This is a genomic window from Terriglobus tenax (genome assembly GCF_025685395.1).
GTDB lineage: Bacteria > Acidobacteriota > Terriglobia > Terriglobales > Acidobacteriaceae > Terriglobus > Terriglobus tenax.
In genome coordinates this window covers 221,282-242,121 of record NZ_JAGSYA010000003.1, presented here as the reverse complement: position 1 = coordinate 242,121, position 20,840 = coordinate 221,282, and the positions used below count along the sequence as shown (strand labels likewise).

20 protein-coding genes are annotated in these 20,840 nt (G+C 60.3%); 12 read left to right on the top strand and 8 right to left on the bottom strand.

Translation table 11 applies throughout. The annotated features are described in order from the left end of the window. The first annotated feature begins 220 nt into the window (after positions 1–220). The 5 genes from OHL13_RS01100 to OHL13_RS01080 all read left to right on the top strand — a co-directional run bounded on the left by OHL13_RS01100 (position 221) and on the right by OHL13_RS01080 (position 4,151). Positions 221–502, top strand: a complete 282-nt coding sequence (locus OHL13_RS01100) for an acylphosphatase (RefSeq protein ID WP_263408267.1) — start codon at positions 221–223, stop codon at positions 500–502. A gap of 217 nt (positions 503–719) precedes the next feature. Further along, entirely contained in the window at positions 720–1,259 is a 540-nt protein-coding gene (locus OHL13_RS01095) for an adenine phosphoribosyltransferase (RefSeq protein WP_263408266.1), read from the top strand. Positions 1,260–1,386: 127 nt separating this feature from the next. Next, a complete protein-coding gene (locus OHL13_RS01090) occupies positions 1,387–2,304 on the top strand; it encodes an AraC family transcriptional regulator (RefSeq protein WP_263408265.1) in 918 nt (305 codons plus the stop codon). Positions 2,305–2,338: 34 nt separating this feature from the next. Further along, complete coding sequence (locus OHL13_RS01085) at positions 2,339–3,382, top strand: NAD(P)-dependent alcohol dehydrogenase (RefSeq protein WP_263408264.1); 1,044 nt, start codon at positions 2,339–2,341, stop codon at positions 3,380–3,382. Positions 3,383–3,446: 64 nt separating this feature from the next. Then, positions 3,447–4,151, top strand: coding sequence for a Crp/Fnr family transcriptional regulator (locus OHL13_RS01080; RefSeq protein ID WP_263408263.1), 705 nt, complete (start codon positions 3,447–3,449; stop codon positions 4,149–4,151). A 52-nt stretch (positions 4,152–4,203) separates the two neighbouring features. Here OHL13_RS01080 and OHL13_RS01075 read toward each other — a convergent pair whose 3' ends face one another. Continuing rightward, positions 4,204–5,880, bottom strand: coding sequence for a cytochrome c oxidase subunit I (locus tag OHL13_RS01075; RefSeq protein ID WP_263408262.1), 1,677 nt, complete (start codon positions 5,878–5,880; stop codon positions 4,204–4,206). A gap of 351 nt (positions 5,881–6,231) precedes the next feature. Beyond that, a complete protein-coding gene (locus OHL13_RS01070; protein WP_263408261.1) occupies positions 6,232–6,759 on the bottom strand; it encodes a TetR/AcrR family transcriptional regulator in 528 nt (175 codons plus the stop codon). 96 nt (positions 6,760–6,855) lie between these two features. Between OHL13_RS01070 and OHL13_RS01065 the strand changes: the two genes are divergently transcribed. Both OHL13_RS01065 and OHL13_RS01060 read left to right on the top strand, forming a co-directional pair. After that, positions 6,856–7,638: an SDR family NAD(P)-dependent oxidoreductase gene (locus OHL13_RS01065; protein WP_263408260.1), complete on the top strand. Its 783-nt coding sequence runs from the start codon at positions 6,856–6,858 to the stop codon at positions 7,636–7,638. Between the two features lie 146 nt (positions 7,639–7,784). Next, positions 7,785–8,267 (top strand): hypothetical protein, encoded by a 483-nt coding sequence (locus OHL13_RS01060; protein WP_263408259.1) that lies wholly within the window; start codon positions 7,785–7,787, stop codon positions 8,265–8,267. Positions 8,268–8,294: 27 nt separating this feature from the next. On the opposite strand, the gene OHL13_RS01055 is transcribed toward OHL13_RS01060, so the two are convergent. The 3 genes from OHL13_RS01055 to OHL13_RS01045 all read right to left on the bottom strand — a co-directional run bounded on the left by OHL13_RS01055 (position 8,295) and on the right by OHL13_RS01045 (position 12,442). Beyond that, a complete protein-coding gene (locus OHL13_RS01055) occupies positions 8,295–9,872 on the bottom strand; it encodes an ABC transporter permease (protein ID WP_317889890.1) in 1,578 nt (525 codons plus the stop codon). Positions 9,873–9,995: 123 nt separating this feature from the next. Further along, positions 9,996–11,534: a hypothetical protein gene (locus OHL13_RS01050; protein ID WP_263408258.1), complete on the bottom strand. Its 1,539-nt coding sequence runs from the start codon at positions 11,532–11,534 to the stop codon at positions 9,996–9,998. After that, on the bottom strand, positions 11,531–12,442 hold the full coding sequence (locus OHL13_RS01045; RefSeq protein WP_263408257.1) for an ABC transporter ATP-binding protein: 912 nt from the start codon (positions 12,440–12,442) through the stop codon (positions 11,531–11,533). The genes OHL13_RS01050 and OHL13_RS01045 overlap by 4 nt, the downstream gene beginning before the upstream one ends. A 104-nt stretch (positions 12,443–12,546) precedes the next feature. On the opposite strand from OHL13_RS01045, the gene OHL13_RS01040 reads away from it, so the two are divergent. Further along, positions 12,547–14,112, top strand: coding sequence for an alpha-L-fucosidase (locus OHL13_RS01040; protein WP_263408256.1), 1,566 nt, complete (start codon positions 12,547–12,549; stop codon positions 14,110–14,112). Between the two features lie 58 nt (positions 14,113–14,170). Here the strand turns inward: OHL13_RS01040 and OHL13_RS01035 are convergent, their stop codons facing one another. Further along, positions 14,171–14,884 carry a hypothetical protein gene (locus OHL13_RS01035; protein WP_263408255.1) on the bottom strand — a complete coding sequence of 238 codons (714 nt, stop codon included), beginning with the start codon at positions 14,882–14,884 and terminating at the stop codon, positions 14,171–14,173. Positions 14,885–14,955: 71 nt separating this feature from the next. Next, positions 14,956–15,129: a hypothetical protein gene (locus tag OHL13_RS01030; RefSeq protein ID WP_263408254.1), complete on the bottom strand. Its 174-nt coding sequence runs from the start codon at positions 15,127–15,129 to the stop codon at positions 14,956–14,958. 48 nt (positions 15,130–15,177) lie between these two features. Between OHL13_RS01030 and mqnC the strand changes: the two genes are divergently transcribed. The 4 genes from mqnC to OHL13_RS01010 all read left to right on the top strand — a co-directional run bounded on the left by mqnC (position 15,178) and on the right by OHL13_RS01010 (position 19,737). Then, positions 15,178–16,224, top strand: a complete 1,047-nt coding sequence (gene mqnC, locus OHL13_RS01025; protein ID WP_263408253.1) for a cyclic dehypoxanthinyl futalosine synthase — start codon at positions 15,178–15,180, stop codon at positions 16,222–16,224. Between the two features lie 234 nt (positions 16,225–16,458). Continuing rightward, the gene (locus OHL13_RS01020) at positions 16,459–17,961 is read left to right on the top strand and encodes a cellulose synthase family protein (protein WP_263409101.1); all 1,503 of its coding nucleotides are present in this window, start codon (positions 16,459–16,461) and stop codon (positions 17,959–17,961) included. Positions 17,962–17,983: 22 nt separating this feature from the next. Next, positions 17,984–19,345 (top strand): M24 family metallopeptidase, encoded by a 1,362-nt coding sequence (locus tag OHL13_RS01015; protein ID WP_263408252.1) that lies wholly within the window; start codon positions 17,984–17,986, stop codon positions 19,343–19,345. Between the two features lie 11 nt (positions 19,346–19,356). Next, a complete protein-coding gene (locus OHL13_RS01010; protein WP_263408251.1) occupies positions 19,357–19,737 on the top strand; it encodes a hypothetical protein in 381 nt (126 codons plus the stop codon). A gap of 72 nt (positions 19,738–19,809) precedes the next feature. Here OHL13_RS01010 and OHL13_RS01005 read toward each other — a convergent pair whose 3' ends face one another. Continuing rightward, positions 19,810–20,715, bottom strand: coding sequence for a hypothetical protein (locus tag OHL13_RS01005; RefSeq protein WP_263408250.1), 906 nt, complete (start codon positions 20,713–20,715; stop codon positions 19,810–19,812). Positions 20,716–20,840 lie beyond the last annotated feature (125 nt).

Sequence of the window (20,840 nt, the reverse complement as noted above, 5' to 3'; positions counted from 1 at the left end):
CCATGTGCTTCTTAACGTCAGTTTTTCTGAGAAGGCTCATGCTGTCTCTCCAGTCGTGCGGTTGCGTACCTGAACGACGCTCGTCTGGAGCAGATGCCTTGAGGCTGAAGGCGAGAAGGGGACTACACCTTTGAGTGTACGCCTCTTCGGCGGGCTGAGTACGTAGGGCACGGGCCGCCACGCTACAATCACTCCATTGCGGAGGGTCCGGTAAAGAACGATGGTGCGTCATTATCTCGTCTCAGGTCGTGTGCAGGGTGTGGGGTTCCGCTGGTTTGTCCATCGCGAGGCGGCCGAGCTTGGCCTGGATGGATGGGTGCGTAACCTGCAGACCGGCGAGGTGGAATGCGTGGCCGCGGGCTCCGAAGCGAAACTGGAGGAGTTGGAAGCCGCGCTCCGTAAAGGCTCGCGCGGATCGCGGGTGGACCGCCTGCAGATTCACGACCTGGTCGAGGCCGAGGGCGAGAAGCTGGGACCCTTTCAGATTGAAGGGGCTTGGTAGCTGGTTGGATTGTGAAATGCAGGTCCCTCTACGGCGCTTTGCGCCTCCGGCCGGAATGACAAACCATACAACTTCAAAAAGCAGATTCCTCCGCTACGCTGCGGAATCACAACACAGGAAAAGCGACTTCGTCGCCAATCAGGCGGCGGGATTTTCGGGAACAACCGGCGCACCATCACACTATCCAACCATCCCACCCTCCAACTAAAATCTCCATATGGCGACACCCATTAACTGTGAACCTCTCAAGTCCCTGGTGCGGACTGTTCCCGACTTCCCCAAGCCCGGAATCCTGTTCTACGACATCACGACGCTGCTGAAGGATCAGGCCGGTTTTGCGCAGATGATTGATGCCTTTGCCGCCTACTACATCGGCAAGGACGTCGACCTGGTGCTGGGCATTGAGGCCCGTGGCTTCATCTTTGGACCGGCGCTGGCCTATCGCCTGAACGCCGGCTTTGTGCCCGTTCGCAAGCCGCGCAAGCTGCCCGCCGCCACCGCCAAGGTGACCTATGACCTGGAGTACGGTTCGGACTCGCTCGAGATCCACCTGGACGCCATCCAACCCGGACAAAAGGTTGTGATCGTGGACGACCTGCTGGCTACCGGCGGCACCATGGAAGCCACCACGCAGCTGGTTCGCCAGCTCGGCGGACAGATCGTGGGCCTGGGCTTTGCCGTGGAACTGGACTTCCTGAAGGGCCGCGCCAAGTTCCCGGACTACGACGTCTATTCCCTGCTGCACTACAACGAGTAACCCCGTTTTTACAGGAAAATGAGCCTTCCGTGGGGAATCCTGCGGAAGGCTTGCCTGTTTCTCCAGAACTTCGGAGAATTTACGCCATCCGCTTTCCGGCTTCGCTAGACTCAATTTTGTGAGCAGCATGGCCAGCACGCACGCGAAGATCAACCGCATTCTGGAGCGGATCAGTTGTGGCGAAGGCATTCGCTCGACCGAGCTGCCTGGCCTGCGGACGATCCTTTGCCATCGCAATGTGCCGCGCAGCTCCGTCCTGTACGAGCCTTCCATCGTCTTTGTGACCAGCGGCAGCAAGCGGGGTCACGTGGGCATCCGCAGCTTTGTGTATGACACCGAGAACTACCTGGTGCTGGCCGCTCCCCTGCCCTTTGACTGCGAGACCTTCTGCGCTCCGGAGGCTCCGATGCGTGGCATCTCCATTCTGCTGGACATGGCCGTGCTGGCGGACCTGGTGCTGAAGCTGCCCTCCTCGCCCCCGCAGCCAGTTGCCCGCACCGTCGATGCGACGCCTTTGCCGGCAGAGCTGGCGGAAGCGTTGCTGCGGTTGCTGGAGGCGTACGAGAATCCCAATGACCGCATGATTCTTGGGCCGCAGATCATCCGTGAGATCACCTACCGCGTTCTGACCGGGCCGCGCGGGCAGGTATTGCGCGACCTGCTGGCCATGCAGGGCAGCATCTGCCAGATCTATCGCGCCATGCACCGCATTCAGACCGAGTTTGACCGGCAACTCGATATCCCCACGCTGGCCGCCGACGCCGGCATGAGCCTTTCGGCTTTTCATCAGCATTTCCGCAATATGACCGCGACCTCGCCCCTGCAGTATTTGAAGGTGACGCGGCTGCACAAGGCGCGGCTGATGATGATCCAGGAAGGCATTGGAGCCAGCGTCGCCGCATCGCGCGTGGGCTATGAGAGCCCGTCACAGTTTTCCCGGGAGTTCAAACGGCTCTTCGGGGTCTCCCCCGCGGAAGAGTCACAGCGCCTGCGTTCCCACCTGGGAGCCCAGGCACAGACTCCACTCCACGTTGCCATGATTTAATTCCAACCGACCCCTTACCAAGGAGAAAGCACCCATGATTGCTACCAAAGGCTACGCTGCGCACAATGCGACGACCGATCCCTCCCCATGGAACTTTGAGCATCGCGATCCCGGCCCGAACGATGTGCTGATCGACATTGAGTTCTGCGGCATCTGTCACTCGGATATTCACCAGGCCCGTAATGAGTGGGGCAATGCCATGTTCCCGATGGTTCCGGGCCACGAGATTGTCGGTCGCATTGCCGCTGTCGGATCGTCCGTGACCAAGTTCAAGGTGGGCGACAAGGCTGCCATCGGCTGCATGGTCGACTCCTGCCGTACCTGCACCTCCTGCAAGGCTGGCGATGAGCAGTATTGCGACAACTTCGCTACCGTGTGGACCTACAACGGCAAGGACAAGAACGGCAACCTGACCTTTGGCGGCTATGCCAACCACATCGTTGCCGACGAGGCCTTTGTGCTGCATGTACCGGACAACCTTGACCTGGCTGCCGCGGCTCCGCTGCTGTGCGCCGGCATCACCACCTACTCGCCGCTGAAGCACTTCGGCGCGGGTCCCGGCAAGAAGGTCGGCATCATCGGCCTGGGCGGTCTGGGCCACATGGGCCTGAAGTTCTCGCACGCCTTCGGAGCGAAGACGGTGCAGTTCACCACCTCGCCCTCGAAGATTGAGGATGCGAAGAAGCTGGGCGCCGACGAGGTCATCCTGACCAAGGAAGCTGGCTGGGACAAGGGCCACATCCGCACCTTCGATTTCATTCTGGATTGTGTTGCCGCGCCGCATGACATCAACCCTTACCTGAGCCTTCTGAAGCGCGATGCCGTGTACTGCACCGTGGGCATTCCGGAGACTCCGCTGCAGGTCGGCGCATTCTCCGTCGCCGCTGGCCGCAAGCATGTCACCGGATCGTCGATTGGCGGCATCAACGAGACCCAGGAGATGCTGGACTTCTGCGGCAAACACAACATCGTCTCTGACATTGAGATGACCAGCTTCGACAAGCTAAGCGAAGCCTGGGTCCGCGTGGTGAAGGCGGACGTAAAATACCGCTTCGTGCTGGACTGCAAGAGCCTGTAATATCAACCAGATGCGGCCCGCCACTGCGCGGGCCGCTTTTTCATGCAACAATAACGACGCGCCTATGTCCATGACCGAACGCTTCCAGAAAAGCTGCATGGATTGCACTCTGCGGAATGCGAACAGCTTCTGTGCGCTCGATCCTGCGTCCTTGGAAAATCTGGATACGCTTGGCGAGCAGATCACGGTGGAATCACGCGAACGCGTGACGGAAGAAGGCAGCACCCCTCGCAACCTGTACGTGGTGTGCAGCGGACGCCTGAAGCTGGTGGTTTCAGCGGAGAATGGCCACTCGCTGCTGCTCCGCATTGCCGGTCCGGGCGATGTGATTGGCCTGGCGGCGGTGTTGCGCAATGTGCCCTATGAGGCCACGGCGGAGACACTGGAGCCCTGCCGTCTGAAGAAAGTTCCGCAGGCAGACTTTATGACGTTTATGCGCGATCACTCGCAGGTGAGCCAGAATTGTGCGAGCAAGGCTGCTTCCGAGTATCAGCAGGCGCTGATTTCGGCACGCCGTCTGGCCCTGTCCGGATCGGCGGCAGCACGGCTGGCCAATACGCTGATCGAGTGGGCGCGGCCGAACGACCTTACCCTGCCAACGCGTTTTGCCATGACGCTGACCCACGAAGAGCTGGGTTCGATGGCTGGCATTACACGGGAGACAACCACCCGTCTGCTGGCTCGCTTTGAGCGCGAAGCCCTGATCCATCGCAAGGGTGCATTTCTTGAAATTCCGCGGCCTGAACAGCTTGCAGCTCTGACGCAGTAAAAAATAGCGGTTGGGCTCGTAACAGTATGCCCAACCGCTGCCGCAAACTTATCTAGATCAATTCAGGTTCCGTGGCCGTGCTCCGCTTCTGCGAATCAATCCACTCGTAGTCGTAGGCTTCGTGCGTCACCGTCGGAGTCCGCAGGAAGTTCTCGGTCAGCGGGGGCGACTGTGTCTCCCACTCCAGACCGTACGCGTTCCAGGGATTGTCGCCGGCGACCTTGCCCCACTTGAGGCTCCAGATCAGGTAGGCGGCGGCCAGCATGTAGCCTGCGCCCATCACGGTGGCTCCGGCGGTCGACATCACGTTCAGCACGGTCCACTCGGCGGGATACATGGCATAGCGGCGAGGCATGCCCAGGTAGCCAAGGATGAACTGCGGACCGAAGGTGAAGAAGAAGCCGATGAAGACGAGCGCAGCGGCGATCTTGGCAGGCGTTTCCGGATAGAGACGGCCGGTGATCTTCGGCCACCAGAAGTGCAGCCCGCCGAGGTAGCCCATGATGACCGCACCCACCATGACGAAGTGGAAGTGCGCGACGACAAAGTAGGTCTCGGTCAGGTGAATGTCCGTGCCCAGGTTGCCCAGGAAGATGCCGGTGCAGCCGCCCACCACGAACAGGCCAAGGAAGCCGAGCGCGTAGATCATCGGCGCCTTGAACTCAATGGAGCCCTTGTACAGAGTCGCCGACCAGTTGAAGCTCTTGATAGCCGAAGGGACAGCGACCAGCATGGTAAGCAGGCTGAAGACCAGAGCCGAGTACTGGCTGACGCCCATGATGAACATGTGGTGTTCCCACACGAAGAAGCCGAAGACGGCGATCGAGACCGAGCTGAAGGCCACCGCCGTGTAGCCGAAGGGACGCTTGCGGCTAAAGCAGGCGATGATCTCGCTGATGATGCCCATCGACGGCAGCAGCATGACGTACACGGCAGGGTGTGAGTAGAACCAGAACAGATGTTGGAACAGAACCGGATCGCCGCCCATGGTGGGGTCGAAGAATCCGAAATGGAACAGGCGCTCCACGGCAACCATGATGATGGTGACGCTGACCACCGGTGTGCCCAGGATCATGATGATGCTGGCCGAGTAGTTAGCCCATACGAACAGCGGCAGACGGAACCAGGTGAGACCCGGCGCGCGCATCCGGTGAATGGTGACAATAAAGTTCAGCCCGGTAAGGATGGACGAGAAGCCTGCGACAAATGCAGCCAGACCGGCGGTGATGACGTTGGTATTGACGAAGCGCGTGCTGAGCGGAGCGGTGAAGGTCCAGCCGGTATCCACGCCTCCGTTGACCACCGTGACCACCAGCAGAAGGCCGGCGATCATGTACAGGTACCAGCTCAGCAGGTTGATCTTTGGAAACGCCAGGTCCCTTGCCCCCAGCATCATGGGTAAGACAAAGTTACCGATGACCGCCGGAACCGCGGGGATCAGCACGAAGAAGACCATGACGACACCGTGCATGGTGAATACCTTGTTGTAGGTATCCATCGCCATCAGGTCGGCGTCCGGTGTGAGCAGCTCCATGCGGATGACCATCGCAAGCAGGCCGCCCACCAGGAAGAAGAAGCTGACGCCCATCAGGTACAGGAGGGCGATGCGCTTGTGGTCCACGGTGAGCAACCAGCTCTTGATACCGTGGGTGGCATTCAGGTAATTGGTGCGCTGGGCGCGTGCTTCCTTCTCGCTCACCAGGTCCGGACTAATCGCGGCAGTACTCATCGTCTGCTTCCCTCCCCCGAGGTTTTGGCCACCTGCTGCTGGATGGCGATCACAATCAATGGAGGACACCCCGCATGCGCCCCGTAGCCCGTGCAGTGACCGCTGCACGGATGAATAGCCCATGACGCTACCGTGTTTTTGCAGATCGGAACCATGTCTGGGATGTCCTCCTTGAAAAGTATGTTCGAGCTTCAGGACATTTCAGCGCTGTGATGGGCATCACAGCGCTGCACAGGTTCCAAAATGGAAAGGCCAGCCCGGGGATGGGCTGGCCTTTTGCTGCCAGGCAGGATATTCACTCCTCTCAACCGCAGCGCAGCCGCGGAGGGGAGATCTTCCAGAGTGAGTCGGCTAGACGCCCTTTCGCGCCTCGCGGAGAATCTCCCCGGAGAAGGTCTCGTCGTCGATGGCGCGGGCCAGCACCATGGCTCCTACCATCAGGGCGGTTCTCCGGATCGTCTCTCCCCGGCCCTCGGAGCCGAGTTTCAGCAGCTCCTTCACCTCACGGGTGAAGGCCTGGCGCACAACCTCCGGGCAGCGGGCGATCTCTTCCCCCAGGGCCGCCATGGTGCAGCCGTCGCCGGGGGTGTCCCGGTGCGCAGGACTCAGGTAGCGATCCAGATAGGCCTTCCGTTCCTTCTGGGAGCCGAGGCTCTGCTGGATGCGGCCCAGCGACTGCTGCAGACCGTACTCCACGGCGGCGGCCTGCAGTTCGTCCTTGGACTGGAAATGCGCGTAAAAGGCCCCGTGCGTCAGACCGGCAGCCTTCATCACCTCGGAGACGGTGACGTGCTCAAAACCACGCTCGCGGAAGAGACGGGAGGCCTCCTGAATAATACGGCGATGGTGCTGCTGAGTCTGTTCGACGGAATAACGCATCTTTGTGAATCCTCGATATAGGACGATCATCCTACATAACGAAACATGACCGTCATCATATTTGAGACGGCCACTCCCGAAAGGATGCAGATCACCATGAAACTCTCCGGAAAGAAAGCCCTGATTACAGGCGGCAACAGCGGCATTGGACTGGCCACCGCCAAGCTGTTTGTGGAACAAGGCGCGCAGGTGGCCATTACCGGCCGCGACCAGAAGACATTGGACGAGGCCGCCGCCCTGCTTGGACCGGGCGCTCGCGCCTATCGTGCCGACGTGACCAACCGCGAGGAGCGCAAACAGCTCTTTGAGGCTCTGGCAAAGGACTTCGGCAAGCTCGACATCGTCTTTGCCAACGCCGGGATCAGCGGTTCCACACCGACCGGAAGCACGGATGAGGCGGTGTTTGAGAACATCATCAACATCAACCTGAACGGTGTTTTCTTCACCATCAATGCGGCCGCTCCTCTGCTGAACGATGGCGGCAGCATCATCATCAACGGATCCGTGCACAACTATCTGGGAGCTCCCGGATATGCGGCCTATGCTGCGACCAAGGGCGGCGTGGTGTCGATGGCGCGCGCCATTGCAGGCGACCTGGCGCCGCGGAACATTCGTGTCAACGTAGTAGCTCCCGGTGCGACCAAGACGCCGATCTGGACGCGCGGTGCAAGTTCCAGCGCTCCGGATGAAGCACGCCAGAAGCGCGTTGCTGCGATTGCAGCAGGTATTCCGCTAGGCCGCTGGGGAGAGCCGGAGGAGCTGGCCAAGGCCGCTCTCTTCCTGGCATCGGATGATTCGTCGTATGTGAATGCGGTGGAACTGATGGTGGATGGAGGCGCAACCGGCGCTCCGTTCGGTGCTCCGATGTTCCGTCAGTAAAAAGCACTCTCTCTGTGGAGAGGCCGCTTACTCCAGAGAGGAAAGGGCTTTCGCTCAGGGCCATTGCAAAGGACCCAAGGCGAAAGCCCTTTCATTTTTATGAAGGCACTGCTCCCCTACGGAAGCAGAGGCTACACTTTCATCGCATGCAGATTTCTGACCCCACCGTTCGCACCATCGTGGACTTTCTCCGGCAGATTGGCCTCGACATCCGTATGGAAGCGATCGAAGGCGAGACCTTCCTTCCTGGCATCCGTATCCAGCCCAACGGTCTGCTTGTCGACATGGAGAAGCTTCTTTACCCCGGCGACCTGCTCCATGAAGCAGGCCACGTGGCCACGATAATTCCGGAAGACCGCGCCAAAGGAAGCACAAACACTGGTTCTGATATGGGCACGGAGATCGCCGCCCAAATCTGGTCTTACACCGCGGCCGTCCATCTCGGCCTGCCGCCTGAAATCGTCTTCCACGAGAACGGCTACAAAGGGAGCAGCGAACGCCTGATCGAGAGCTTCCGTGCAGGCGCTGTCGGCGTTCCCCTGCTCCAGTGGATGGGACTGACGACCATGGAAACCTATCCCAAGATGCATAAGTGGTTGCGCGAAGCTCCGGTATCGGAACCAGCCTAGAACCACGTATGCCCTTGGATATTTTGTTTACTCGTGGCGCAGCGCGGTCAGCGGCATCACCTGCGAAGCCTGCTTGGCCGGGTAGTACCCGAAGAAGATGCCGATACCCGCGGAGATGACAAACGAGATCGCCACCGCAGGAAGGGAGACGCTGGTCGACCAGCCGATGGTGCGGGCAATGGAGACGGACAGAGTTACACCGAGAATGATTCCCAGCAGACCGCCGCCGACACTTAGGGTTGCAGCCTCCAGCAGGAACTGTGTCAGCACGTCAGCCGAGCGAGCACCGATGGCACGGCGGATGCCGATCTCCTTGGTGCGCTGCGAAACCGACAAGAGCATGATGTTCATGACCCCGATGCCGCCGACGATCAGCGAGACCGTAGCGATGCTGATCAGCAACGCGGACATGGTGGCGCTGGCAGAATCGAGTGTGCGGCCAAGCTGATCGAGCGTCATCTTGTCCAGGTGCGCGGCGTTGCCCATCACGGCACTCGCAACGTCGGGCCGCATGGAGTGCTCCATGGTCTTGTGCGCCTCGCCCACCACGGTGAAGTCATCGGGATCGTTGTCGCTGATGTGGTGCCGCTCGCGCAGCAGTTCCTTCAGCGTGTTCTCCACGCGCAACACATCACCGGTGCTCTCAGTCGTGACGGCTGCAACGCTCAGGTAGTTCTGCCCCAGTAGACGCTTCATGGCGCCGACGGGAACGTAGACGGCGTCGAACTGGTCGTCATGCTCCTTGGGCTGCACCATCCAGCTGCCGCTGCCCACCACGCCGACAACTTTGAACGGCTCGCCCTTCAGAGTAATGGTTTTGCCCACGGGATTCGCCGCACCGAAGAGTTGCGTCGCCACATACTGGCCCAGCGCAACGGCGTTCTCGCTCTTCTTCTCCTCGCCCTTCGAATAGAAGCGGCCAAAGGGAAAGACCCAACCGCGGCGGATCTTCAGAAGCTCGGTGTCGTCCCCATGCATGGAGGTAACGATGCGCTTGTCGGCGGTCTCAATGGCGACGGTATCGTGAATGCCGCCGGAGGCGAACTGCACGCCCTTGATCTTGCGAATGGCTTCAACATCGGCGTCCGTGAAGGTGGTAGAAGCACCACGTCCTTCCTTGCCGTCACCGGGGCGTCCCTTTTTCTTCATGACGAATCCGCCTTCGGAGCCGGCGGCTTCGCCGGCTGCGGGAGCTTCTCCCTGCACACGGACGAGGCGCGGATGCGCCGATGGCTCCCATACCGCGCTGACGAGTTTCGCGTGCGATTCCTGGCGAAGCGAAGCGCCCATCACGCTGTCATTACCGCTGCCATTGCCACGGCTCCAGTTCCCGCCCTGAACGATGATCAGGTTCATGCCGGCGGAACGCACCTGGTCCTGGATGGAGGCTTCAGCGCCCGCGCCCAGCGCGATCATGGTAAGCACGGTGGCCACACCGATGGTCATGCCGAGCATGGTGAGCACGGTCTGCAGCTTGTTCTTGGTCAGGGCCTTTACAGCAATTCCCCAGGCATTTCCCGTCTTCTTCATGGCTTCGCGTCTCTCCGGATGGCCCTGCGGCAGCGACACTTCGGCGAAGGCGCTCACAGAGACAGATGGCGTCAAAAACACTTGCTGAAACAGGGGTACGACGGTACGTCAAATCCGCCCACACAGAACGTGCGAAAGGGCAAAGAGTGCCAGCGGTGAGCGAAGCATAGCACGACGCCAACGCATGAAACGTGCGTTTTAGTCGTCTGCATCGTCCTTTGATGCAACATAACCGGCGTATTCCGCCAACCGGATGCCATCGGCTTTCGTAGAGACGCGCATCTGCTGCCCATCAAGGATGCGGCGGAGGGTGATCTGCGAACCGGGACATACATACCGGACGGGTTGATCCTTCAGGATGAACCCATTGGTCGGGGAAAGCTGCCGTACCCACACGCCAGGAAGCGACATGGGCAATACGCGCGTAATCTCCCCAAAGGCCTGCATATAACCAGCCACCGAGGGCTGGGACTTCGATGTGCCGCATGGCGCGGTGAAGTACTGAACACCTACTTCCGCGGTGTATGGCTCCCACACGGCCGTGCGACATTCCAGTTGGCTGCCAAGGAACCGATTGCTATGCGCACGGCAGCGGCCGATGGCGGGAAGATCATTCCAGCCGTCTTTCAGAATAGTTTTCGTAACGCCACCGAGAACGGTTTCACGTACCGCGAGCTGAATCTCCGCATGCACCGGTGTGTTTTTCAGTTGCTCATAGGCGGCATGGGGCATCATCACCTCCGCCGTCTCCACACTGCGGCCAGGTTGCAGCGTCCATCCCTGCTCCTTCCAGCCGGAGTTCCAGTAGGCGCCGTTGGCGCCGCGCAGGGCAATGCTGGCGGCAGCCACGGAGTACTGATGATTCAGCACCAGACCATCGGACTCCAACGGGAGACGAACCGGAACCTCATCGCGCTTCGGATCAACCTCAAGATTCTCCAGCTTGCGGCTGCTGTCCGCGTCAAAATGCAGGCGGACCTCCGGCTCACGCAACTCCGGATAGCTCATGGGCACGGTGATGCTCCCCATGGGAGCAACCGCCGTTGCTGCCACCAGAAGCAACAGGATGCCGAAGGCGGTGCGTGACCACCAGACGCGGCGCGAGGCGAACTGCACCACAATGATGCCCATCGGCACAAGGATCAGGAAGACGGTGAACAGCGGGCCATCGGGACCGGGGTTAAAGCCGGCGTTGAAAAATGAATTGAGCCCAGCACACATCGCGATGTAGATGCAGAGCCCAATCAGCGTAAAGAAAGCCTGCACAAAGGTCCGCGTGATCACTGCGATCAACGCGAACGGCAGCAGAAACAGGCTGAGGGTGAAAGCGTTTAGCACGAGCGCAGGGAAAGCGGCAAAGACAGCGAACCCGGCGCGATGGACAAGCACCATCTGCATAACGGCGACCGGCGCGACAATCACCAGCAGATAGAAAAGAACGCGCGCCAGCAGAAGCTGTTGCCACTGGTATGGCCGTGTCAGCCAGAAGTGGCGATCGCCCACCAGCGGCTCTTCCTGCAGAATCCGCGTGACCAGCAGCCACGCGACCAGCGGCACCAGAACGATGACCAGATCAGGCCGCAGAGCCATGCCGAGAAAGCGGTTGGGATAGCCGCCAAACTCTCCCCAGCTGCGGGGATAAAGCAGAGCGGTTGCCGCCACAGAGACGAGCATGGCTGCGATGAAGGGCCACAGATGACGAAGGTCTTTGCGAAGGATGTGCAGGGCCTGCTTCATGCCGCACCTCCGCGGCGCGAGCGCGCCACCGCCAGGAAGATCTGCCGCAGGCCCATCGATGCGACCTGGATATTGCGTGCCTCGGGAAAGTGCTCCAGTACACGTGCGCGTGTCACGTCGGCTCCCTCCGGATTGTTGATGGCGAAGGAGTAGACGCCGGCGTACCACTGCGCCTCCATCCATGGGGAAGGTATTGCGAAGCCTTCTGGCGGCGCAGCCAGATCGAACTCCACGCGCTGGAAACGACGGCGCAGCGGCGCCACTTCTTCCACGAAGAGCATCTTCCCTTTCTCCAGAAATCCAACATGCGTGGCGAAGCCTTCAATCTCGTCCAGGTCATGCGAGGAGACGAGGAAGGTCATCTGTCCGGCGCAGCTCTTCAGTACGGCAATCAGCTCTTCGCGCACCAGCGGATCGAGGCCGCTGAAAGGCTCGTCCAGAATCACAAGGTAGGGCCGATAGCTCAGCACTCCGGCAAAGGCAGCCTTCATGCGTTGTCCACGGGAGAGCGACTTCAGCTTGCGGTCCAGCGGCACATCCAGCATCTGGAGCAGTTGCTGCTCCAGCGCCGCATCCCATGTCGGATAGAAAGGTCGCAGATAGTCCAGGTAGTAGCCAACGGTCATCCATCCGGGCAGTTCCTGGTTTTCCGAAATGTAGCCGAGCCGCTCCAGTAGTTGGCCACGCAGCAGCTTGGAGTCCTCCCCCATCACGGTGGCGTAGCCAAAGCTGGGCTGGGCGAGGTTCGCCAGTACCTTGATCAGGGTTGTTTTTCCGGCTCCGTTGGGGCCGACGAGGGCAAAGACCGCGCCTTCAGGAATAGAGAGATCAAGACCATGCAGCGCCGTTGTGCGGCCATACTTCCGCACCAGACCCTGCGTTTGCACAACCTTCGGCAACGCGTCCACCCAGAGATTCTCCTCGCCTTACTGGATGGTTGCATCATCTTTGAGCCCGCGAGGGATGTCCACGGAAAAGCGCGGCGTGCGTTCTCTGGTTTAAGCTTTTGCACATGTCGATGACACGCCGCGGCTTTCTCTCCTCTACCGCCATGCTCACGGCCTCTACCCTTCTGCGAGCGCAGCAAGGAGCGCCTGCTGGCTCCGCCGATGCCTATGCCACACCGAAGGCCGACCTGGCCGGACCGTTTCAACCGTCGTGGGAATCGCTGCGCGACCGCTACACCGTGCCCTCGTGGTTCCGGCAGGCGAAATTCGGCATCTTCATTCACTGGGGTCTGTACTCGCTGCCGGCGCATGGCAATGAGTGGTACGAGCGGCACATGTACCAGAACAAGGAAGACTCCGACTGGCATACGCAGCACTATGGGCCCGCGGACAAGTTCGGCTACAAGGACTTTATTCCGCTGTTCACCACGCCGAACTATCACCCGGACGAGTGGGCGCAGTTGTTTGTGGATGCCGGTGCGAAGTACGTCGTTCCCGTGGCCGAACATCATGACGGCTTCGCCATGTATGACTCCGGCCTGACACCGTGGTGTGCCGCGAAGATGGGGCCGAAGCGCGACCTGATCGGAGAACTGGCCACGGCGGCGCGGAAGAAGAACATGATCTTCGGTCTGTCGTCGCACCGCATGGAGCATGCCTACTTTGCCTATCCCACGCCGGGGCTGCCGAACGATCAGAACGATCCTCGCTATGCGGGCTTCTACGGGCCGCCTATCCAGGGTGAGTTCAACTCCGCCGGCAATGGCAGGGCCTTCCAGATGGACTGGCTGGCGCGCACGCAGGAATTGATTGATAAGTACGCGCCGCAGATGCTGTACTTCGACAACGGCATCAATCCGCGCGAGTACGACGAGGTGAAACTGCGGGCCGCGGCGTACTTCTACAACCGTGCAGCGGAGCGGAAGCAGGAGTCCACACTGGCCACCAAGGACTACGCCTACCTGTTTGCAACGGTGCAGGACTTTGAAGGAAGCGGACGCGCTCCGAAGTGGCCTTACCCGGCCGCATGGCAATGCGACTCGCCGATCGGCAATTCGTGGGGCTACATCGATGGATTGAAGGTGATCTCCGGACTTTCGCTGATCCGTACCCTGGTTGAGATCGCAAGCAATGACGGCAACCTGCTGCTGAATATCTCGCCGAAGGGCGACGGCAGTATTCCGCAGGACCAGCAGGATTCGCTGCGCATGCTGGGCACGTGGCTGAAGACGCATGGCGAGGCGATCTATGGCTCCCACGCATGGCATATCCCCGGAGAAGGTCCTGGGATCCCCGCGACGGCTCCCGGCGACTGGAAGGGCGGAAGCACAGCCTCTCCTCTGCCAAAGGTGATGCCGGTCAAACACGAACTCACAGAGGAGACATTCCGGTTCACGGTGAACCGCGGCAGCCTGTATGCCATCGGCATGAAGTATCGGGCAGGCACGGTAACCGTGAAGTCGCTGCCTGCCTCGCAGGCGAAGGTGGAGCGGGTAACGCTGTTGCGCGGCGCACAGGGATTGAAGTTCCGGCAAACCGAAGCCGGAACACAAGTGGAACTGCCACAGACCCCAACCGCAAGCGAAGAACCCTATGTGCTGCGGATTGAAGGAAAGATGAACGGGTTCTAGCAGAAGAGGGCGCCCATCGATGGGCGCCCTCCTGGTGATCCATGCAGAACTGAGTGGCTTACTTGCTCAGCTTCAGGTCGATGACTTCAACCTCAGTGTTGTGCGCCGAGCGGATGCCGTAGCCTCCGTCGGTGGACTTCAGCTTGCCGGCAGCCATCACGTCGCTCTTGGGAGCAGACCAGACCTCGGTGCCGTTGATGGAGCAGCTTACCGTATCGCCCTTCACGGACATGGAGATCTGCTGTGTGACCTCCGCGTCCTTGGCCGGAGCCTTGTGCACAGCGGCGTTCTCCTGGCCGGTACGGCCGTTCATCTGGAAGGGCTGCGGGCCCATGCCGCGCACGATGAACTTGCCGCTGCCGTAGGCGGCGCAGTAGAGGAAGCTCTGGGTCTCCGTCCCCATGTCATTGGCGCCAATCACAATGCCATAGGGATGCGGATGGTCGTTCAGGTTCATGTAATGCGGTTCGCGGAAGGTGGCTGAGACGGTGTAGTCGCCTTTGGCCAGGTTGGCCGCGTTCCAGTAGGTAATGGCCGGGCCGGTGGTGACGTGCAGGTTCTTGCCATCCTTGGCCAGCCGGGCGTTTGCAATCGTTTCGCCACGCTTGGCGGAGAGTTCATCGACGACGCCCTTCCATCCGGGCACAAAGATACCGCCGTTCTCGACCTTTCGGTTAGCGTCCGGCGGCGGTGGGCCCATCGGGGGAGGACCTTGTGCGACGGCAATGCCGCCGAGCACCATCAACATGGCTGCAATCTGGGTACACTTCATTGCGGGAATCTCCTTTAGCGTGCGGGGAAAGCCTAGCAGGCTGTTGCTGAGACGCGCCAGTGAAGTTTCGGTTAGTCGAGCGCGGTGACCCTGGCTACCGGAATCACAATCGGGGTTCCAGGCAGGGTGTTTCGCTCCTCCACGCGCCCATCGGCGTAGTCGCAATCGGGATCGTAAGGAGTCCCGAGGTATTCCTCGACCGTGATGCTCTGCTGTTCTGCCGGAAGCAGGTGGGCGGCCGCCATGCACACAGTATGCGCCTGCCGCCGTCGCTGCGCTATCCTTAAGGAGTTATGGCAATTACTCGCGAACAGGCCCTGGACTGCTTCCGCTCGGACGATCTGATCGGCATCGGCATGGAGGCCGACGCTGTACGCCGCAAGCTGCACCCCCACGGCATCGTGAGCTACATTGTGGACCGCAACATCAACTACACCAACTTCTGCACGGAGTACTGCACCTTCTGCGCCTTCTACCGGCCGCTGGAAGGCCACCGCTCCGAGGAAGGCTACGTTCTGGACGCCGAGACCATCCACCAGAAGATTGCCGAGACGGTGGAGATGGGCGGCACCGGTGTACTGATGCAGGGCGGCGTCAATCCGGACCTGAAGATTGAGTGGTTTGAGTCGCTGTTCCGCGGCATCCGCGAGCGTTTCCCGCAGATCTGGCTGCACTGCCTGTCGGCCAGCGAGATCCTGGCCATTGCCGAATACTCGAACCTTGACCTGCAGACCACCCTCGCCCGCCTGCGCGATGCCGGGTTGCAGTCAATTCCGGGTGGCGGGGCAGAGATTCTGGACGATGAGGTGCGCCATCGCGTGGCCCGCCTGAAGTGCACGACCGCGGACTGGGTGAACGTACACCGTACCGCCCACCAGATGGGTATGCGGACGACGGCCACCATGATGTTCGGCATGGGCGAAACCTTTGAGCAGCGCGTGAACCACTTTGAGGTGATTCGCCAGCTGCAGGAAGAGACTGGCGGCTTTACCGCCTTTATTCCCTGGACCTTCCAGCCCCACAACACCGCCCTCGGCGGCCGTGGATGGGAAGAGGCGACGGCGGTGGAGTACCTGAAGACCCTGGCCATCAGCCGCATGTACCTGGACAATATCCAGAATGTGCAGGCCAGCTGGGTGACGCAGGGCCTGAAGGTGCTGCAGATGGGCTTGCGCTTCGGCGGCAACGATGTGGGCTCCGTCATGCTGGAGGAGAACGTGGTGAAGGCGGCCGGAACGGTCAACCACACCACGGAAGAAGAGCTGCGGCGCATCATCCGCGATGCCGGCTTCCGCCCGGTGCAGCGCGACACCCTCTACCAGACCATGTTTTTGAACTAGATAGCCGGGGGGACATCCCGGCAGGCGCTCAAGTAAGATCAAGAGACAGTTTCCCTTAGAGTTTTAGAACCCTTGATTGCTTACCTCAACCTGATTGCGAGCTTCCTGCTGGCCCCCAAAGGGCTGGGGCATTACGTTCGTTCCCATTACCTGGACAATACCCTGCGCCAGTACGGCTCGCTGTACCGCTGGAACGCCTTCGACACCTGGCTCCTGGTGCCGTATTTCTTCGTGATGGTAGTGCTGGCCTTTTACGGCGTGCACCGGTATCAACTGGTCTATCTCTATTACAAACATCGCAAGAACGCGTCGAAGTCTGACCAGCCACCGGCGAAGTTTCCCGAGGGCGAGCTTCCGTTTGTCACCATCCAGCTGCCCAGCTACAACGAGCAGTACGTCATCGACCGCCTGATCGACGCCTGCTGCCGCATTGAGTATCCGCGTGACCGGTTTGAGATCCAGCTTCTGGACGACTCCACCGATGAGACCAAAGAGGTTGCCGCCGAGGTCGTGGAACGCTACGCCAATGGCTTTGGCGACCTGGCCCCCCAGCCCATCAGCTTTCACCACCGCGAGAACCGCTACGGCTTCAAGGCAGGCGCCCTGGACGCCGGTCTGAAGTCGGCCAGGGGCGAGCTGGTCGCCATCTTTGACGCTGACTTCGTTCCTCCCAGCGACTGGCTGATGAAGGTGATTCACCACTTTGCCGAGCCCGGCGTGGGCATGGTGCAGACCCGCTGGACCCACCTGAATCGCAACTACAGCTTCCTGACGCAGGTGGAAGCCATCCTTCTGGACGGCCACTTCGTGCTGGAGCATGGCGGCCGTTCGCGCGCCGATGTCTTCTTCAACTTCAACGGCACCGCCGGCATGTGGCGCCGCGCCGCGATTGAAGAAGCCGGTGGCTGGCAGCACGACACCCTGACCGAAGACACCGACCTTAGCTATCGCGCGCAGTTGAAGGGTTGGCACTTCAAATACCTGCAGGACGTCGAGTGCCCGGCCGAGCTGCCCATCGAGATGACAGCCTTTAAGACCCAGCAGGCACGCTGGGCCAAGGGCCTGATCCAGACTGGCAAGAAAATTCTGCCGCGCGTTCTGAAGTCTGACGCGCCCTGGCATACCAAGCTGGAAGCCTGGTACCACCTGACGGCCAACATCAGCTACCCGCTGATGATCGTTCTCTCCACGCTGCTGATGCCCGCCATGATCATCCGCAGCTGGCAGGGCTGGCTGCAGATGCTGCTGATCGACTTTCCGCTGTTCATGGCCAGCACCTTTTCCGTCTCCAGCTTCTACCTGGTCAGCCAGAAGGAACTGTTCCCGAAGACCTGGTACCGCACCTTCCTGTATCTTCCCTTCCTGATGGCGCTGGGAGTCGGCCTGACCATCACCAATACCAAGGCCGTAATGGAGGCCCTGTTCGGCATCAAGAGCGCCTTCGCCCGCACGCCGAAGTACCGCGTGCAGAAGAAGGGCGAAAAGAACCAGGCGCAGAAGTACCGCAAGCGGCTCGGCATCATCCCATGGATTGAAATAGCGCTGGGCTGCTACTTTGCCTTCACGGTCTGGTACGCCTTCTCCAGCGAGAACTACTTCACCGTGCCCTTCCTGCTGCTGTTTGTGCTGGGTTACTGGTACACCGGCCTGCTGAGCCTGTTGCAGGGACGGTTCGATAAGAAAGTGGCCGCCAGTTCGGGTGAGATGCACGAGAAGCCGTATCCGGTCGGGGTGTAAGTAACAATTCAAGGAAGTGCTAATGCGTATTCGTCCCTTAGCTTCTGCCGTTCTACTACTGGCCGGATCGATCATGGCCCATGCCCTGGACTCCGTCCCACAGCCCGAATACCACCAGCGGCGCGAAACTCTGGGCGCCAGCCTGAAGGGTGGCGCAGCCCTGCTGTTCGCTGGTGAAGAGCCGCTGCTGGACTTTATGCCCTACCGGCAGGATGAGGACTTTTACTACCTGACCGGATGGAATGAGCCCGGAGCTGCGCTGCTGATTATCGGCGCGGGCGATGGTTCCGTGGACCGGCTGGGAACGCAGATTCCCCCGCACGTCTACCGCGAGATCCTCTTCCTGCCCACGCGCAACCTGGTGCTGGAAAAGTACACCGGCATCAAGATGGACGCCACCACCGCAGACGTGACCAGCAAGACCGGCTTTGCCGAAGTGATGCCGATGTCCGCGCTGCCCGAGGTTCTGGGGAAGTTCATCGGCGAAGACCGCCGGCGCGCAGCGAATCTTTATACGCAGAACGATGTGGCGGCCGCGAAGGCGGCGATGGAGTTCACCGGGGCGGTGCTGGGCGGCAGTGGGCTGTCAGCACGCGATGTGCGTCCTGTGCTGGTCCCGCAGCGCATGGTCAAGTCGCCGGCGGAGATCGAGCTTCTGCGCAAGGCGGCTGTGGCCTCGGTCGCAGGACAGAAGGCTGGCATGAAGGCCATCAAGCCGGGAGTGCGAGAGCGCACCATCGCGGGCATGGAAACCGAGAAGTTTCTGGAGGCAGGGTGCGAGCGCGTCTCCTATGCACCGATTGTGGGCAGCGGACTGAACTCCACCACGCTGCATTACTCATCGAATGAAGCCCTGATGGAGAAGGGCGATGTCGTCACCATCGATGCGGCCTGCGAGTATTCCATGTACGCGTCCGACATTACACGCACCATGCCGGTGAACGGCAGGTTCACCGCCCGCCAGCGCGAGATCTACGAGATCGTTCTTGGGGCGCATCGCGCCGCCGCAGAGGCTTTCGCCGCCGGAAAGACGCGGCTGGGCAATGTGAATCAACGCGGACCCGAGGTGACGGATACGCTCGACAAGGTGGCCTACGACTACATCAACACCCATGGCAAGGACCTGCATGGCGAGCCGCTCGGCAAGTATTTTCTGCATGGTCTGGGCCATCACGTCGGCATCAATGTGCATGATCCGTACGACCCCGCCAAGCCCCTGGATAAGGGCAATGTCTTCACTATCGAACCGGGGATTTATATTCCGGAAGAAAAGATTGGCATCCGTATCGAGGACACCTACTATGTCGATCAGGACGGAAAGCTGGTCGATCTGATCACAAATCTCCCCCTGGATTCCACTGCGGTGGAAGCTGGCATGCGATAGGATCGAAACGAATGCCCCACCTCATTCTCTTTGTAGTCATCTCCGTGCTGTGCGGATACCTTGCGGTCATCGGGGTCTATCTTGCACTGACCTTTGGCGTTACCGCGCTGCAACCCAGGTTTGTCATGCGCAAGGGACACTTCACCGGCGCCTTCATCACGCTGCACTCGCTTCTATGGGCGGTGTGCGGAGCGGCTGGAGGGTATGTCGCCACCCGTCTGTCTCCCGGAGACAAGCCATACCAGATTTATCTGCCTGCGGGCATCCTGGTCCTGGCGATTAGCTATATTGTGCTGACCAACAGCGGCCAGTTGAGCCGCTCGCGCGCGGCGCAGGCGCTGTTTGCCGTTGCCGGAATTGCCGGTGGATCGCTGCTCATCGCAGGCATGTAGGCCCGCATAGGCATAAAGAACAAGGGGTGACGGCGGTCTGCCGTCACCCCTTTTGTTTCTGCTTCCGGTGTTCTACCAACGTAGACCGAAGGTCACCGGGAAATAGCCGGTGCGGTCGTTGGCCTCAATCCAGCCATTGTTCAGGTTCTTCTGGTTGTTCACCCATACGTAGCGTGCCTCGGCAAAGAACTTCTGGTTGCTCCACTTGGAGACCTTCCAGGTAAAGCCCGCACCCAGGTTGGCTCCGCCAGCGTTGTTGGACCAGTGCGCAATGGTCTGGTTGCCGGTGCAGTAGTAGTAGCCGTAATACGGGCTGTAGCAAAGCTGCGTGGTGGCCTGCGTGAAGTTGAAGAGCTTGCGATAGAAGCCACCGCCGCCGATGATGTACGCGCCCAGGCTCTCGCCGTGGTAGTAGGTGATCATCGGGTTCAGCGTGACGGACCACAGGTGGCCGTTGCCGCCCAGCTGGGTCATGTCATTGGCATCGGCCACGGCCTGCAGGTAGCCCTGCGTCATGCCGAAGTGGTCATAGTTGTATTCCAGCAACAGGGCCACGGTCTTGTTGAAGTTCACACCGCCGCCGACCATGAACTTCCAGCTTGGCTTGAAGATCTGGCCGCTGTGACCGGCCGGAACGGCGAATCCGCCACCGACGGCAAAGGTGTAGCGGTTGGAGCCATCAGGATTATGGTTGCGGTCGTTGTAACGCGGACGCCCGTACTGGCGGCGCGGGGGCGGCTGCATCTCGCTGGAGGAGAAGTTCATGGCAGGCTCCACCATGGCCACCTGCGACGAGCTGTAGCTCGCCTCCGGCGTAGTGTCGTGCAGGTACTGGTTCAGCGAAGGAAGAGACGGAGTCAGATCCAGCTTCGGTTCCTGTGCGGTCTGCGCTTTGGCGACCAGCGATCCTGCCGCCAGGGCAAACACTCCTAGAATTTTGACAATGCGCCGGCCGGCAAACTCAGTACTCATCTGCATGATATGTATCGCTCCTTGGTTCAAACGAGGATATGGGTATCCTCTGGCCTGTTCAGACACCGGTTTTTCCCGGTTGTTGTGTAGGACGCTTTTTCCCGGCAAATGGATACAAACAAAAGAAAACG